The sequence below is a fragment of the Streptomyces sp. NPDC024698 genome (assembly GCF_055559015.1).
Map to the genome: position 1 here is coordinate 379,855 of NZ_JBVHLK010000002.1, position 14,283 is coordinate 394,137.

The window sequence follows — 14,283 nt, forward strand, 5'->3', positions numbered from 1 at the left end:
GAGAACCATGAGAAGGCTGTGGCCGGGCCAGGAAACCCGTGGGAGACGCCGATGCGGCGGTGGCCCGGGGGTCACCGCCGCATCGATGTTCGCTCTCGTCCCGGTCCGTCCCGGCTGTCTCAGACGGCCGAACCGGCCTTCCAGGCCGCCCAGTCCAGGTTCCAGCCGTTGAGGCCGTTGTCCGGGGCGATGGTCTTGTCGCCGGTGTTCTTGACGACGACCACGTCACCGACCAGGGAGTGGTCGAAGAACCACGCGGCGGGGGTGTTCGCGTCGCCGGCGCCCTTCGTGTCGGACAGGCCGACACAGCCGTGGCTGGTGTTGACGGAGCCGAAGATGGACTTCGCGCCCCAGTAGTTGCCGTGGATGAAGGTGCCGGAGTTCGACAGACGCATCGCGTGCGGCACGTCCTTGATGTCGTACTCGCCCTTGCCGTCGTCGTTCGTGAAGCCGACCGTCGAGCCGTCCATCCGGGTCTCCTTGAACTTCTCGGAGATCACCATCTGGCCCTGGTACGTGGTGTGGTCAGGAGCGCCCGCGGAGACGGGGATGGTCTTGACGACCTTGCCGTCCTGCATGACCTGCATCGTCTTGGTCTTGGCGTCGACGACGGAGACCTGGTTGCGGCCGACCTTGAAGGTGACCGTCTTCTGCTGGACGCCGTAGACACCGCTCGCGCCCTGGACCCCGTCGAGGTTCAGCTTGAGGGTGACGGTGGAGCCGCCGGTCCAGTAGCTCTCGGGGCGGAAGTCCAGGCGGTTGGCGTTGAACCAGTGGCCGACGACCTCCTGGCCGCTGCTGGAGGAGACGGTGATCCCCTTCTGCACGGCGGCCTTGTCGGTGATCGCCTTGTCGAAGTTGATCGAGACCGGCATGCCGACGCCGACGGTGGAGCCGTCCTCGGGCGTGAAGTTGCCGATGAAGCTGTTGGCCGGGGAGACCGTGGTGAACGACGCGTTCTCGTGGGCCGTGCGGCCGGCGGAGTCGGCGGCCTCGGCCGCGATCTTGTACGTGGTGGCGCGCGCCAGCCCGTTCAGGGGCTTCCAGCTCTTCTTGTCGGCCGATATCTGACCGGCGACGGCGGTGCCGGTCGCGGTCTTCATCGTGACGGACGTGAGCGAGCCCTTGCTGACCGTGACGGCGGTGCCGTTGTTGATCGAGGCGTTGTCGGAGCCGTCCTTGGGCGTGATCCTGATCTGGGCCTCGGACGTCTTCTTGGCCGCCGCCTCGTCGACCTTGGCCTGCGACGTGGGGTCGCCGCCGCCCGAAGCGCCGGCCTTGTCTCCGCCTCCGCCCCCGCTGCACGCAGAGAGCACCAGCACCCCGCCGAGCAGTACGGACGCAGTCGTCAGACGCTTGCGCCGCTTACTGTTCGTCATCACACGCTTCTCCATCGTCGCCGATTCCCGAAAGGACCACGGAAGCCCCGTCAATGTCTCAACGCCGCAACCGGTTCGCCCCGTTCCACTTCCCGCGGAAGTGTGGCCCACGCCACGTCCACCGCGCTCGGGCGCGAGGACCGAAGCGGATCGCGGGTGCGATGCGGAGGCGGCTCGTGCCACGCCGGAACGAAGGGCCCCGGACGGCGGTCACCGGCCGGGGTCATGCCTCCCGGACCGCGTCAGCCGTGCACGTCTTCCTCGTCGTCCTCCCCGGCATCATCCTCGTCGATGTCCCAATCCGGCGAATCGGGGTCGTAGTCGATGGGTTCGCTGCTCCAGGAAGCCTGGGCGAGTTCGATTCCGGGCACCTCGCTGACCAGGTCGAACGGGTCGACGAGATAGGCCAGCGCCTCCGCCGTGTCTTCCGTCACCGCACCCTCGGCGTGCGCCCTTTCCTCGGCCGGCATGTCCGTGTCGTCGCCGATCCGCTCCAGCGCGGCCCGGGTGACGGCGTCGGCATCGTCGATCTCCAGCACGAGTTCGACACGAAGCCGGACAAACCGTGCGGTCTCAGGGGTAGTCATGAGAGGGAGCGTACGGCCCGTGGCATGCGCGACTTTCCCGCGACCCGTGCCTTTCATTAGCATCGGGCCACACGGCCAATTCGCAAGCGCCACAAGGGGATCGATATTTCGTGTCCGCCGCACGTCGATCGTTGCTGACCGCCACCGCAGCGGGGACCCTCCTGGGTGCCCTGTGGTTCGTCCCGTCCGCCAACGCGTCCCAGGACGTACCCACACCGACCGCGACGGGGCCGGCGTCCCCGACGGGGCCGGCGTCCGCACCGGCCGTCAGCACGGCGACACGGAAGTCCGCCGGATCGGACGACAACGGCACCCGGGCGCTCTCCGGCGACAGCGGCACGGGCACGCCCTCGGGTGACGGCGGACCGCGCGCACTCTCCGGTGACGACGAGACCCGGCTCGCGGACACCGGTGCCGTGGACACGACGCCGTACCTCGTCGGCGGGACGCTCTTCCTCGGTCTGGGCGCCGGATTCGTGACGTATTCCGTGCGCAGAGAGCGCATGATGGCCTACTGAGCGCATCGACCGCGCGCCTGACAACCCACAGGGAAGCCATGCGAGAGCTGAGCGAGCTGACCGAAGTCGAGGAACCGGCCTGGCCGCTGCTGTCCAAGGCGCTCTCCGCCAGCGGGGTGTCCATGGACGTTCCGCCGGTGGACCCCGATCTGGGCCGGGCGAGTCTGCACCAGCTCCAGGTCACCGCACGGTCCTGGCTGGGCGGGATGGTGCTCAACTGCGGCGGCGTGGTGCTGGACAGCGGATGGCTGCGGATCTACGGCAGTCCGGCCGAGGAGCCCCCGACGGGGGTGCCCAGCGGGACGACGGACCTGCCCTCGCTCGCCGAGGTCAACGGATTCCCCGAGTACTTCGATCCCCACTGGCGCCCGCGGGACGGCGGACTCGTCGTCGGACACGACGTGCTGGGCGGGGTGTTCGTCCTCAACGGACCCGACCCGGAGTCGGTGGGGCGCCCCGGCCGTCCGGGCGAGATCGTGTACTTCGCGCCCGACTCACTGAAGTGGGAGACGCTCGAAGTGGGCCACGGGGCATGGCTCCAGTGGCTCCTCGACGAGGGCACGGACCAGTTCTACGACACACTGCGCTGGCCCGGCTGGCGGGCCGAGTCGGGCGCCCTCACGGGCACGCAGGGGCTGTCCGTGGTGCCGTTCCTGTGGTCGGCCGAGGCGCGCCGCGACCTCCAGTCGACCAGCCGGCGCGCGGTGCCGCTGGCCGAACTGCTCCGCCTGCACCGGGACTTCGCCCTGAAGCTGGACGGAGTGGACCCGGGGTTCCTGGGCGACGTCTGAACCCGTCCCGCCTTACCCCCGTACCCCCGTACCCCCGTACCCCCGTACCTCTGACGTCCGAACTCCCGCGCCACGAAGCCCCGTTCACGCCGCGGCCCCGCGCCCCGCAGCCGAGGGCCGGGGGTCGCGGGGCCGCGGCGTGAACGCCGAAGGTATCCGGTCGGGTCAGGCGGCCCTGCGGCCGCCGCCCTGGCCGCCGTTCTGGCCGCCGCGCTGCGGAGCGCGCCCGCGGCCGCCGGAACGACCGGCACCCGAACCGCCGGCGGCGTCCGTACGACGGCCGGAGCCGCCCCCGGCCTCACCGCGACGGCCCGTGGCCGCGCCTCCCGCGTCCGCACGGCGGCCCGTGCCCGCGCCGGCCTCGCCACGACGGCCCGCGGCCGCTCCCCCGGTGCTCGTACGGCGTCCGGTACCCGCGGCGCCTGTCGCGGCGCCGGTGCCCGGACGTCCGGCACGCTGCCGGCGAGCCTGGCCGTCCGACCCGCCGCCCGTGCGTCCGGCCGTGTCGCCGCCGCCGACCGCCGGGCGCCTGGCCCCGCCACCGGTCGCACGCCGCGTCTTGGAGCGCGCCTTCGGCTGCTCGACGACGGGCTGCGGGACCTCGATGACGACCGGGACGCCGGAGGGCTCACGGGCGCCGGTGAGCCGGGAGAGCTCCTCGTCGCTGGACTTGACGCGGGCGGTGCGCGGCGTGATGCCGGCGTCCGCCATCAGCCGGGTCATCTCACGCTTCTGCTCGGGGAGCACCAGCGTGACGACGCTGCCGGACTCACCGGCGCGGGCGGTACGGCCGCCGCGGTGGAGGTAGTCCTTGTGGTCGGTCGGCGGGTCGACGTTGACCACGAGGTCGAGGTCGTCGATGTGAATGCCACGCGCCGCCACGTTGGTCGCCACGAGCGCGGTGACCTGGCCGTTCTTGAACTGGTCGAGCGTGCGGTTGCGCTGCGGCTGGCTGCGCCCGCCGTGCAGGGCCGAGGCCCGGACACCGCTGGCGAGCAGCCGCTTGGTGAAGCGGTCGGCGCCGCGCTTGGTGTCGACGAAGAGGATGACCCGGCCGTCACGCGCGGCGATGCGCGTGGCGACGGCCTTCTTGTCGGTCTCGTCGGCGACGTGCAGCACGTGGTGCTCCATGGTCGTCACCGCGCCCGCGGACGGGTCGACGGAGTGCACCACGGGGTCGGTGAGGAACATCTTGACGAGCCGGTCGATGTTCTTGTCGAGCGTCGCCGAGAAGAGCAGCCGCTGGCCGCCCGCCTCGACCTGCTTGAGCAGCGCGGTGACCTGCGGCATGAAGCCCATGTCGGCCATCTGGTCGGCCTCGTCGAGCACGGTGATCGCGACCTGGCCGAGGGCGCAGTCGCCGCGCTCGATGAGGTCCTTCAGCCGCCCGGGGGTGGCCACGAGGACCTCGACTCCGCGGCGCAGCGTGCCGGCCTGGCGGCCGATCGACATCCCGCCGACGGCCGTGGTCACGCGCAGGTTGACGGCGGTGGCGTACGGGGTCAGCGCGTCGTCGACCTGCTGGGCGAGTTCACGGGTGGGGACGAGGACGAGCGCGAGCGGGTGGCGCGGCTCGGCACGGCGTCCGGCGGTGCGGGCGAGGAGCGCGAGGCCGAAGGCGAGCGTCTTGCCGGAACCGGTGCGTCCCCGGCCGAGGACATCGCGCCCGGCGAGGGAGTTGGGCAGGGTGGCGCCCTGGATCGGGAACGGCTCGGTGACGCCCTGGGCCACGAGGGTCTTCGTCAGGGCGGCCGGCATGTCCAGCGCGCCGAACGAGTCGACCGCGGGCAGCGCCGGAGTGATCGTCTCGGGCAGGGAGAACTCCTGCGGAGGCGCGACCTTGCGGGCGCCGGCGCGGCCGGCTCCCCGGCCCGCGCTCTTCGCGGAGCCGCCGGCGCGGTCGGCGCGTGCGTTCGCCGGCCGCTTACGGACGGGACGTTCGGATCGAGTCATGCTGGATCTGGTTTCCTTCCTGGGCCCACGGACTGCACACACAGCGCTCACCGACTGCATGAGCTGTCACAGCGCTGAGCCGGATCCCGCACCCGAAGGCGCGGGACCCGGCTCTGGAAAAGCGCGTTCGAACTAGGCGGGAACGATGTTCTCCGCCTGGAGGCCCTTCTGGCCCTGCGTGACCTCGAAGGAGACCTTCTGGCCCTCGACGAGCTCACGGAAACCGGAGCTGGCGATGTTCGAGTAGTGGGCGAAGACGTCCGGGCCGCCGCCGTCCTGCTCGATGAAGCCGAAGCCCTTTTCCGAGTTGAACCACTTCACGGTGCCAGTAGCCATGTTGTTCTCCTGAACAGGTAGTTGGGCCCCCATCCGGAGATGCACCGGGTAATGCCGGAGATGCCGGTAAAACAAAACGCGCCTGCGGAGGATTCCGATCAGGCGCACAAAGTAAATGGGTACCAAAAACGTATCAATGAGACAGTAGCACACCCTGATACCAGAGGGCGAGGAGAGCCGTGTGGGCCGGGACACACCCGGCCCACCCTACGCGTTCGACTCGGCTAGGCGAGCGGGCCGGTCACCGGCTCCACCGCGGCCACGACACCGCCGGCGCGCACGAACGCGTCCGCCGCCGCCAGGTCGGGGGCGAGGAAGCGGTCGGGGCCCGGGCCCTGGACGCCGGCCGCGCGGACCGCGTCGATGACCGCCCGCGAGGCCGGGGCCGGGGTCAGGCCCTCGCGCAGTTCGATCGCGCGGGTGGCGGCGTACAGCTCGATGGCCACGATCCGGGTCAGGTTGTCGACGGAGGTGCGCAGCTTGCGCGCCGCCGACCAGCCCATGGAGACGTGGTCCTCCTGCATCGCGGAGGAGGGGATGGAGTCGGCGGAGGCCGGTACGGCGAGCCGCTTCATCTCGCTGACCAGAGCGGCCTGCGTGTACTGGGCGATCATCAGACCCGAGTCGACGCCGGCGTCGTCCGCGAGGAACGGCGGCAGACCGTGGCTGCGGTTCTTGTCGAGCAGCCGGTCGGTGCGGCGCTCGGCGATCGAGCCGAGGTCGGCGGCGGCGATGGCGAGGAAGTCGAGGACGTAGGCGACGGGGGCGCCGTGGAAGTTGCCGTTCGACTCGACGCGGCCGTCGGGCAGCACGACGGGGTTGTCTACGGCGGAGGCCAGCTCGCGCTCGGCGACCGTGCGGGCGTGCGCGAGGGTGTCCCGGCCGGCGCCCGCGACCTGCGGGGCGCAGCGCACGGAGTAGGCGTCCTGGACGCGCGGGGCGTCGTCCTGGTGGTGGCCGGTGAGTTCCGAACCCTTCAGCACGGCCAGCATGTTGGCGGCGCTGGCGCTCTGGCCGGGGTGCGGGCGGATGGCGTGCAGCTCGGGGGCGAGGACCTTGTCGGTGCCGAGGAGCGCTTCGAGGGACAGCGCGGCGGTGACGTCGGCCGACTTGTAGAGCGCCTCCAGGTCGGCGAGGGCCATGACCAGCATGCCGAGCATGCCGTCGGTGCCGTTGAGCAGGGCGAGGCCCTCCTTCTCGCGCAGCTCGACGGGGGTGATGCCGGCCTCGGCGAGCAGTTCGCCGGCGGGCCGCACGACGCCGTCGGGGCCTTCGGCGTCACCCTCGCCCATCAGGGTCAGGGCGCAGTGGGACAGCGGCGCAAGGTCGCCGGAGCAGCCGAGCGAGCCGTACTCGTGCACGACGGGGGTGATGCCCGCGTTCAGGATGTCCGCCATGGTCTGCGCGACCTCGGGCCGCACGCCGGTGTGCCCGGAGCAGACGGTCTTGAGCCGCAGGAACATCAGCGCGCGGACGACCTCGCGCTCGACGCGCGGACCCATGCCGGCGGCGTGCGAGCGGACGATGTTGCGCTGCAACTGGGCGCGCAGCTCCGGGCTGATGTGCCGGCTGGCCAGGGCGCCGAAACCGGTGGAGACGCCGTAGACGGGCTCCGGCTTCGCGGCCAGCGCGTCCACGATCGCGCGGGCCGCGGCCAGGGCCGCCACCGCCTCGCCGGAGAGCTCGATCCGGGCGCCTTCGCGCGCCACGGCGAGAACGTCGGACGCGGTCACTCCGGACGTCCCCACCACCACAGTGTGCATATCCATATTCAGGAGCGTACGCAGTGAATTCCTTGATGTCACTAGTGGGTGGCGGGTTGACCCCTTACTCCGGCGTACGTCACAACGGCCGGACCGGCGTCGGCCACGATCACGCACGGGCCGTCACGCACGGGGCCGGTCGTGGCGGCCGCGGAACCTGCGGCGTTCGCCCGCCGTGGGCGGGGGCGCGTCCGCGAGCCGTACGACCGGGTCGTCGGGACCCTCGCGCCCGGCGACCACGGGCTTCGCGGCACGGACGGCCTTCGCCCGGTACTGGGCCGCGTCCGCCAGCCGGAACAGCCGGCGCGCCGACCGTACGGGTCCGATCGGGTCCCCGGTCGAGGCGACCCCGCACGCCACTCCCTCCCCGAACTCCAACTCGGCCGCGCGGACGCAGAGTTCACCGGCGATACGGACCACGTCGTCCGCCTTCGGGCCCACCGCGAGCAGACAGAACTCGTCACCGCCCAGCCGCGCCGCGAGGGTGCCGGGGAGCATGGCCCCGCAGAGCGAGAGCACCGACCCGAACCGTTCGAGGAGCCGGTCGCCGACGGCGTGCCCGAGGGTGTCGTTGACGCGCTTGAGCCCGTTGAGGTCGCAGACGACGAGACTGACCACGACACCGTCCTCCCGGTGCCGCTCGACCGCCTCGTCCAGCCGTACGTCCACGGCGCGGCGGTTGGCGAGTCCGGTCAGGGAGTCGGTGTACGCGAGGCGCCGGGCCTCCTCCAGACGCTCGGTCTGGGCGATCCCGGCGGCGACGACAGAGGCGAGGACGGTCGCGAAGTCGGCGTCCTGCGGGCCGAAGACGGGGACTCCGGCCGGGCGGGCCACGTAGAGCTCGCCCCACGCCCGTCCGTGCAGCACGACGGGCGCGACGACGCAGCAGCCGCGGCCCCGCCTGCGCAGAGCCGCCACGCGCTGGTGGCAGTACCCGGCGGGCCCGGCCGCCGGGCCGTCGGCGGTCTCGACCCAGGCGTTGGGTTCGCCGCCGCCCGCCCAGCGCTCGTGCAGGAACTCGGCGATCTCCGGGAACTGGTGCACCGGATAGGCCTCCCCCTCGGGGAACTCCTCCTCGTCCGGCGCGCGGTCGCCCACATTGACCAGCACCCGCAGCCGGCCGAGCTCGCGCTCCCACACGGAGAGCGCGGCGAAGCTCCCGGCCAGCGCGTGACACGCGCCGAGCGCCGCGGCCCGCCACGACTCCCGGGGGGTGTGCGCCGCCGCCATGCCCTGCGCCAGCGTCACCACGGCCCTCAGCCGACTGTCCTCACCCATCATCCCAGGCTAGGTATATTTGCCCGCATTTGGGACATCGGTGGGGCGAACAGGGGTACGGGCGTACGAGCGCGGGCCCCGTGGGCTACTCCCCCGGCCACTCCGGCCTGCGCTTCTCGTTGAAGGCGGCGACGCCTTCCGCCCGGTCACCGGAGAAGGCGACGGACCGCCAGGCCGCGTCCTCGACCTCCAGACCGGCGCGCAGGTCGAGTCCGTGGCCGAGGCGCAGGGCCCGCTTGGCGGCCCGCAGCCCGACCGGGGAGTTCGCGGCGATACGGGCGGCCAGGGCGAGTGCTTCGGCCCGGTCCTGCCCGGCCTCGACCAGCTCGTCCACCAGACCCAACTCCCGCGCCTCGGCGGCCTCCAGACGGCGTGCCGAGAAGATGAGCTCGGCGGCGCGCGCGGCCCCAACCCGGCGCGGCAGCAGCTGCGTGCCGCCGCCTCCGGGAATCACGCCGACGGACACCTCGGGCAGCCCGACCACGGCCGAACGGTCGGCCACGATCAGGTCGCAGGACAGCGCCAGCTCGAACCCGCCGCCCAGCGCGAAGCCGTGCACGGCGGCGACGGTCGGCATCGGCAGTTCCAGGACCCCGGTGTACGCGGATCGCGCGAGGGGCCGCTGTCGTACCAGGTCGGCGTCGGTGAAGGAGTTGCGCTCCTTCAGGTCGGCGCCGACGCAGAAGGCGCGCTCGTGGGTGGAGGTCAGCACCACGACACGTACGTCCCGGTCGGCGGCGAGTGCCTCGCAGGCGCCGGCGATCGAGCGCGCCATGTCCGTGGACACGGCGTTCATGGCCTTGGGCCGGTCGAGGACGAGCTCGGCGACGTGTCCGTGGCGCCGCACGGCCACGAACTCCCCGAACCTGCGCTCGGCCGGCTCCGCCGACCGCTCCGCCTCTTGCTCCGCCATGACACCCTCCCGGTTAACGCGGGTTAACAATCGATGACCCGATCATCGCAGCCCGGACCGTCGGGCGAAAGCCGTGCCCTCCAGCCGTATGTCCTCGTTCGAGTGACATGGCGCCCAACTTCGTTTCCGCGCTCTCACACCGTGCATAACCTGCGCACCGCCGCAGCGCATCAGGGACACCGGCTCACCGGGGAGGGACGACCATGACGAACCGCGAGACACCGCAGGCCGCCGGCACCCGGCCGGGCCGACGCACCGCACTCACGCGACCGCCGGCCCAGAGGACGGCCTCCGAGGTCACCGCCCCGGACACCTCGCCCGGCACCTCGCCGGCTCCGGCGGACGACGGATGGATCCGCGTCACACCGCTCAGCAAGGCGATGCCCGCCCCGACGCTGCGGGACGCGGCCGCCGTGAGGACGCCCACGGCGGGGATGGGCGCGACCCTGGCGGACGCCAGGAAGCGGGCGGACGCCGCCATCGGGAAGCCCGGGACCGCGCCGGAGCGGGCCGCGAAGGCCTGGGCCCCCGCGACCGGGTCCGCGGCGGCCACGACGAACGGGACGACACGCGAGACCGGAGCAAGGACCGGAGCACGTGAGGGCACGCTCGCGGCAGACGTCCAGGAGACGGGGACCCGCGCGACGACAACCGCGACCCAGCCCCGAACGGCCGGTGCCGCGACGGGCGCTCGTGCTCCGCAGGCCGGGGCGCACGACGCCCGCGAGGCGGAATCCGCCGCGGCCACGGGCGAGGCCACCATCACGGCGAACGCGAACACGACGGAATCCGGGGCTGGGTCACGGAACGCCCGAGTCTCGGCTGACGCGCAGGAGCCGGAGGCCCGGGCCGAGAAGCGCGCGGCCGGTGACACGACCGCCGTCCGAGGCGCGGAATCCGTCGCGGCGGGGGCTCGGCGGGCCGAGGCCGGGGCGCCCGCGGCCGCGGCTGCGGCGCGTATTCCTGCGTCGGGCACCGGGACCAGGGCGCTCGGGGTCACGAGCCCCCAGGGCGCGGAGACCGAGCCGAAGCCGACCGCGGCGGAGGCCGCAGCGGGTGCGGGCGTCCGAGGGGCGTCGGGCGCAACCGGTGCCGGCGTTCGGGAGGCGTCGGGCGCAGCCGGTGCCGGCGTTCGAGGGGCAGTGGGCTCAACCGGTGCGGGCGTTCGGGAGGCGGTGGGCGCGACCGCCGTGGGCGTTCGGGAGGCGTCGGGCGCAACCGATGCGGGCGTTCGAGGGGCAGTGGGCGCGACCGGTGTGGGCGTTCGGGAGGCTTCGGGCGCGACCGGCGGTGCCGCGCGAGGGATCGTTCCGCCGCCGCGGTCGGCCGGCGCGCACGGAAGCCCGTACGAGCCCGGTGGGGACGAGACCGCGCCGGTGCGGCTGCGTACCGTCCGGGGCCGGCACCGCAAGCCCCGTCGGCGCCGGGTGCTCTTCGCCGCGGGCGGGCTCGCGCTCGCCGCGGGGGTGCTGACCCTCGCCCGGATGACACCGGACGCGGTGACCGGGGGCACGGCCGGCGGGAACGCGGAGGCCGACCCCGTCGCGACGGCCACCGACAACGACACGGCGGGCGACGCCGTCCCCACCGTCGCGGCCATGCCCTCGCCCACGGGGGCGGGAGCCGCACCGGCGAGCCCCGCGATGGGCGGGACGAGCCCGGCGCCCACCTCGGACACGGACCGGATCCCGGCGCCGGTCGCGAGCTCCGCGGCGGCGATCCCCGCGGCCCGCGGTGAGCACCCCGCCACGGCGGCACCGGGCACCACCGGCATCCCCACGGCTCCCGTGACGACACCGCCCGCCGCCCGGCCGACACCGGCGGCCACCCCGACCGCCGAGGCACCCCGGCACACCCCGTCCCCGGCCCCGGCCACGTCAGCGCCGTCCCACCGGCCGCCGGACGTGTGCGTACCGATCGTGGGGATCTGTGTGAACGGGTTGCTCTCACCCGGCCAGGACGAACAGTGACCGGGGGGTGCTACGACTCGTCGGAGCGGCGGGCCAGCAGCCAGGGCTCGATGACGCCGAGCCCGCGCACGGGCCGCTGCCACATCGGCTGGAGCGCGAAGCGGTACGAGGGGGGCTCCTCGCCCTCCTTCTCCGCGGCGGCCGCGGCCTCGGCGGCCTCCGCCTCGGAGGCGGGCGCGTCACCGGTGCGGGTCAGTTCCTCGGCCAGGGCACCGTCGACGAGGACGGCGTCGCGCGGCGCTATCGACGTGAGCCGGCTCGCCAGGTTCACGGTCGTGCCGAACACGTCGCCCATCCGGGTGGTGACCGTGCCGAAGGCGATGCCGACGCGCAGTTCGGGCATCGTCTCGTCGTTGGCCATGGTCTCGATGAGCCGCAGCGCGATCTCGGCGGCGACGCCGGCGTCGTCCGCGGAGTAGAGCACCTCGTCGCCGAGGGTCTTGATGAGCCGGCCGCCGTGGGCCGCCACCAGGTCCGCCGCGGTGGTCTCGAAGGCCTCGACGAGCTCGCCGAGTTCCTCCTCCTCCATGCGGCGCGTCAGCCGGGTGAAGCCGACCAGGTCGGCGAAGCCGACGGCGAGCCGGCGGTCGACCATCTCCTCGTCGTCGGCCGCCTGCACGACCCGGCCGGTGGCCGCGGCGAGCTGGCGGCGCCAGACGTAGACGAGGAACTCCTCCAGCTCGGGCAGGAGCAGTTCGATCAGGGGGTATGTCACCTCGGTGCGGGTCATCCCCGGCTCCGGGGGCTCGGTCAGACCCTCCAGGAAGGAATCGATCTGCCATTCGGCCAGACGGGCGGTGGTCTGCCCGGTGGACCGGGCGACCTGCACGGCCATGGCCTCGCTCAGCAGGCCCGCCTCGACGAGACCGGCGAGGCGGCGCAGGGCGAGCACGTCGGCCTCGGTCAGCGCCTTGGCCTGGCCGATGTCCGCGAAGCCCATCGCGCGCCAGAAGCGGGAGGCCAGCTCCATGGACACGCCCGCGCTACGGGCGGCCTGGAACGGGGTGTAGCGCCGCTCGGCGCCGAGGATCAGCCCCTCCAGGCGCAGCGCGAGCGGGTCCTCACCGGAGTCGGGCTCGGCCTGGGGGTCCACCCGGCCGTTCGCCTCGTGCCGTGCGTCGGGCCGGACGTCCCTTCGCGTGTCGCCGACCGCTGTGCCGTGGTCGTCCTCGACGAGGTCGCCGCCCGCGTCGGGGCGGTGGTCCGGGCGGTCCTGCGGGCGGGAGCCGGTCCCGGCGTCGGGACGGCCGTCCTGCCGGGCCTCACCGTCCGCGGCGGCCCGTGCGGCGGTCGCGTCCGTGACCGGCCCGGCGCTGCGGCCGGGCTCGCCGCCGGGGGCGGGATGGGCACCCGTGCCGGAGCCGGTGTCGTCGACGGTCACTCCTGCTGCCCTTCCGATCTGCCGTGGTCAGGTTCGACCGCGCTCAACTCTACGGCAGGTGTGCGCTGGCTCACTCCCGATGGCGGGACCGAGGCCAGGGACGGTGCCGAAGGTCTGGACCACCCGTGGCCGCACGCCGTCCCACCCCTCACCCGACCACACCCTCACCCCGCCCGCCGCGCGACAGCGCGCCCTCTCCCGCCCACCGCGCCGGACCGCACCCTTCACGCCCCCGGCGGCCACCCACCGGAACCGGTCCCGCGAAGGCCGAAGGCAGGTTCGACCGGGCGGGGGACGACGCCCGGAAACCCCGACCGTCCCGGCCGGACGCACCGGGAGGCGGCGGACGGCTCACGCGGGCCGACGGGCCGACAGGGCCGGCACCCCGCGCGGGCCATCAAGTCGGCAGGGCAGACGACCCACGCGGGTCAGCGGTCGCCGGGGCGGCTCACGCGGGTCCGGCTCACGCGGGGCGCAGGTGCACCACATCCCCCGCGCCCACCGGCTCCCGCGCGCCGTCCGCGGTCGCGATGACCAGCCGTCCGTCTCCGTCCAGGGCCACCGCCTCCCCGACGACCGACCGGCCGCCGGGCAGTTCGGCCCGCACCGCGCGCCCGAGCGTCGCGCAACCGGCCGCGTACGTCTCCTGGAGGCCGGAGGCGACCGGGTCGCCGCCCGCGTCGCGCCAGCGCCCGTACCACTCCTCCAGGGAGCGGAGCACGGCCCGCAGCACGGTGTCACGGTCCGTGGTCGTCGCACCCGCGAGCGCCAGCGATCCGGCGCCGGGCACGGGCAGTTCGTCGGCGCGCAGGGAGACGTTGACGCCGATGCCGACCACGACCGCGTCGGAGCCCGCGCGTTCGGCGAGGATGCCGCCGGCCTTGCGCTCCTCGCCGTCCACGGTGACCAGCAGGTCGTTGGGCCACTTGAGCGCCGTGTCGACGCCCGCGGAGCGCGAGAGCGCCGTCGCGACGGCGACGCCGGTGAGCAGCGGCAGCCAGCCCCAGCGTTCGACGGGTACTCCGACGGGTTTCAGGACCACGGAGAAGAAGAGGCCGGAGCGGGCGGGAGCCGTCCAACTGCGGTCGAGGCGGCCGCGCCCGGCGTTCTGTTCCTCGGCGACGAGGACCGTGCCCTCGTCGGCCCCCTTCGCTCCGGTGACGACGGCGGCCAGATCGGTGTTGGTCGAACCGGTACGGTCCACCACCTCCACGTCGCGCCACAGGCCGCCGTCGCGGACCAGCGCCCTGCGCAGGGCGGCCCCGTTCAGCGGCGGGCGGTCCAGGTCGGACCACCGGTTGTCGTTCGCGTCTGCTGCATCTCGCGGCGTCATGCAACCCAGCCTAGGTGTGGTAAACGCCGCACTGCCGATCGGTAGGCCCGCCACTACGCTACGGATGAGTAGCAAGCCCCC

At 73.4% G+C, this 14,283-nt stretch carries 13 protein-coding genes; 3 read left to right on the forward strand and 10 right to left on the reverse strand.

Going from position 1 to position 14,283, the window contains the following annotated elements; all coding sequences use genetic code 11:
- Positions 1–119 precede the first annotated feature (119 nt).
- Positions 120–1,394, reverse strand: coding sequence for a L,D-transpeptidase (locus ACZ4AA_RS06155; RefSeq protein WP_467596184.1), 1,275 nt, complete (start codon positions 1,392–1,394; stop codon positions 120–122).
- A 227-nt stretch (positions 1,395–1,621) separates the two neighbouring features.
- A complete protein-coding gene (locus tag ACZ4AA_RS06160; RefSeq protein ID WP_467596188.1) occupies positions 1,622–1,966 on the reverse strand; it encodes a hypothetical protein in 345 nt (114 codons plus the stop codon).
- 110 nt (positions 1,967–2,076) lie between these two features.
- Here ACZ4AA_RS06160 and ACZ4AA_RS06165 point away from each other — a divergent pair, with 110 nt between their 5' ends.
- Both ACZ4AA_RS06165 and ACZ4AA_RS06170 read left to right on the forward strand, forming a co-directional pair.
- Entirely contained in the window at positions 2,077–2,484 is a 408-nt protein-coding gene (locus ACZ4AA_RS06165) for a hypothetical protein (protein WP_467596193.1), read from the forward strand.
- Positions 2,485–2,522: 38 nt separating this feature from the next.
- Positions 2,523–3,275 (forward strand): DUF2625 family protein, encoded by a 753-nt coding sequence (locus ACZ4AA_RS06170; protein WP_467596199.1) that lies wholly within the window; start codon positions 2,523–2,525, stop codon positions 3,273–3,275.
- Positions 3,276–3,440: 165 nt separating this feature from the next.
- On the opposite strand, the gene ACZ4AA_RS06175 is transcribed toward ACZ4AA_RS06170, so the two are convergent.
- From ACZ4AA_RS06175 to ACZ4AA_RS06200, 6 genes are all read right to left on the reverse strand, one after another.
- The gene (locus ACZ4AA_RS06175; RefSeq protein WP_467596202.1) at positions 3,441–5,228 is read right to left on the reverse strand and encodes a DEAD/DEAH box helicase; all 1,788 of its coding nucleotides are present in this window, start codon (positions 5,226–5,228) and stop codon (positions 3,441–3,443) included.
- A 132-nt stretch (positions 5,229–5,360) separates the two neighbouring features.
- A complete protein-coding gene (locus ACZ4AA_RS06180) occupies positions 5,361–5,564 on the reverse strand; it encodes a cold-shock protein (protein WP_055556530.1) in 204 nt (67 codons plus the stop codon).
- 224 nt (positions 5,565–5,788) lie between these two features.
- On the reverse strand, positions 5,789–7,327 hold the full coding sequence (gene hutH / locus ACZ4AA_RS06185; RefSeq protein ID WP_467597067.1) for a histidine ammonia-lyase: 1,539 nt from the start codon (positions 7,325–7,327) through the stop codon (positions 5,789–5,791).
- A gap of 123 nt (positions 7,328–7,450) precedes the next feature.
- Positions 7,451–8,605: a GGDEF domain-containing protein gene (locus ACZ4AA_RS06190; protein WP_467596209.1), complete on the reverse strand. Its 1,155-nt coding sequence runs from the start codon at positions 8,603–8,605 to the stop codon at positions 7,451–7,453.
- A gap of 85 nt (positions 8,606–8,690) precedes the next feature.
- Positions 8,691–9,518 carry an enoyl-CoA hydratase/isomerase family protein gene (locus ACZ4AA_RS06195; RefSeq protein ID WP_467596213.1) on the reverse strand — a complete coding sequence of 276 codons (828 nt, stop codon included), beginning with the start codon at positions 9,516–9,518 and terminating at the stop codon, positions 8,691–8,693.
- Between the two features lie 184 nt (positions 9,519–9,702).
- Positions 9,703–10,125, reverse strand: a complete 423-nt coding sequence (locus ACZ4AA_RS06200) for a hypothetical protein (RefSeq protein WP_467596218.1) — start codon at positions 10,123–10,125, stop codon at positions 9,703–9,705.
- 769 nt (positions 10,126–10,894) lie between these two features.
- On the opposite strand from ACZ4AA_RS06200, the gene ACZ4AA_RS06205 reads away from it, so the two are divergent.
- Positions 10,895–11,488: a hypothetical protein gene (locus tag ACZ4AA_RS06205; protein WP_467596222.1), complete on the forward strand. Its 594-nt coding sequence runs from the start codon at positions 10,895–10,897 to the stop codon at positions 11,486–11,488.
- Positions 11,489–11,498: 10 nt separating this feature from the next.
- Here ACZ4AA_RS06205 and ACZ4AA_RS06210 read toward each other — a convergent pair whose 3' ends face one another.
- Together ACZ4AA_RS06210 and ACZ4AA_RS06215 are read right to left on the reverse strand one after the other, a co-directional pair.
- Complete coding sequence (locus ACZ4AA_RS06210; protein ID WP_467596225.1) at positions 11,499–12,869, reverse strand: adenylate/guanylate cyclase domain-containing protein; 1,371 nt, start codon at positions 12,867–12,869, stop codon at positions 11,499–11,501.
- Positions 12,870–13,332: 463 nt separating this feature from the next.
- On the reverse strand, positions 13,333–14,202 hold the full coding sequence (locus ACZ4AA_RS06215; RefSeq protein WP_467596228.1) for a biotin--[acetyl-CoA-carboxylase] ligase: 870 nt from the start codon (positions 14,200–14,202) through the stop codon (positions 13,333–13,335).
- Positions 14,203–14,283 lie beyond the last annotated feature (81 nt).

What these genes read in the sequence shown, in the direction of transcription:
- ACZ4AA_RS06190 (WP_467596209.1), bottom strand. Translation starts at nt 8,605, where the DNA reads ATGGGTGAGGACAGTCGGCTGAGGGCCGTGGTGACGCTGGCGCAGGGC.
- ACZ4AA_RS06155 (WP_467596184.1), bottom strand. Translation starts at nt 1,394, where the DNA reads ATGGAGAAGCGTGTGATGACGAACAGTAAGCGGCGCAAGCGTCTGACG.
- hutH (WP_467597067.1), bottom strand. Translation starts at nt 7,327, where the DNA reads ATGCACACTGTGGTGGTGGGGACGTCCGGAGTGACCGCGTCCGACGTT.
- ACZ4AA_RS06170 (WP_467596199.1), top strand. Translation starts at nt 2,523, where the DNA reads ATGCGAGAGCTGAGCGAGCTGACCGAAGTCGAGGAACCGGCCTGGCCG.
- ACZ4AA_RS06175 (WP_467596202.1), bottom strand. Translation starts at nt 5,228, where the DNA reads ATGACTCGATCCGAACGTCCCGTCCGTAAGCGGCCGGCGAACGCACGC.
- ACZ4AA_RS06195 (WP_467596213.1), bottom strand. Translation starts at nt 9,518, where the DNA reads ATGGCGGAGCAAGAGGCGGAGCGGTCGGCGGAGCCGGCCGAGCGCAGG.
- ACZ4AA_RS06160 (WP_467596188.1), bottom strand. Translation starts at nt 1,966, where the DNA reads ATGACTACCCCTGAGACCGCACGGTTTGTCCGGCTTCGTGTCGAACTC.
- ACZ4AA_RS06180 (WP_055556530.1), bottom strand. Translation starts at nt 5,564, where the DNA reads ATGGCTACTGGCACCGTGAAGTGGTTCAACTCGGAAAAGGGCTTCGGC.
- ACZ4AA_RS06215 (WP_467596228.1), bottom strand. Translation starts at nt 14,202, where the DNA reads ATGACGCCGCGAGATGCAGCAGACGCGAACGACAACCGGTGGTCCGAC.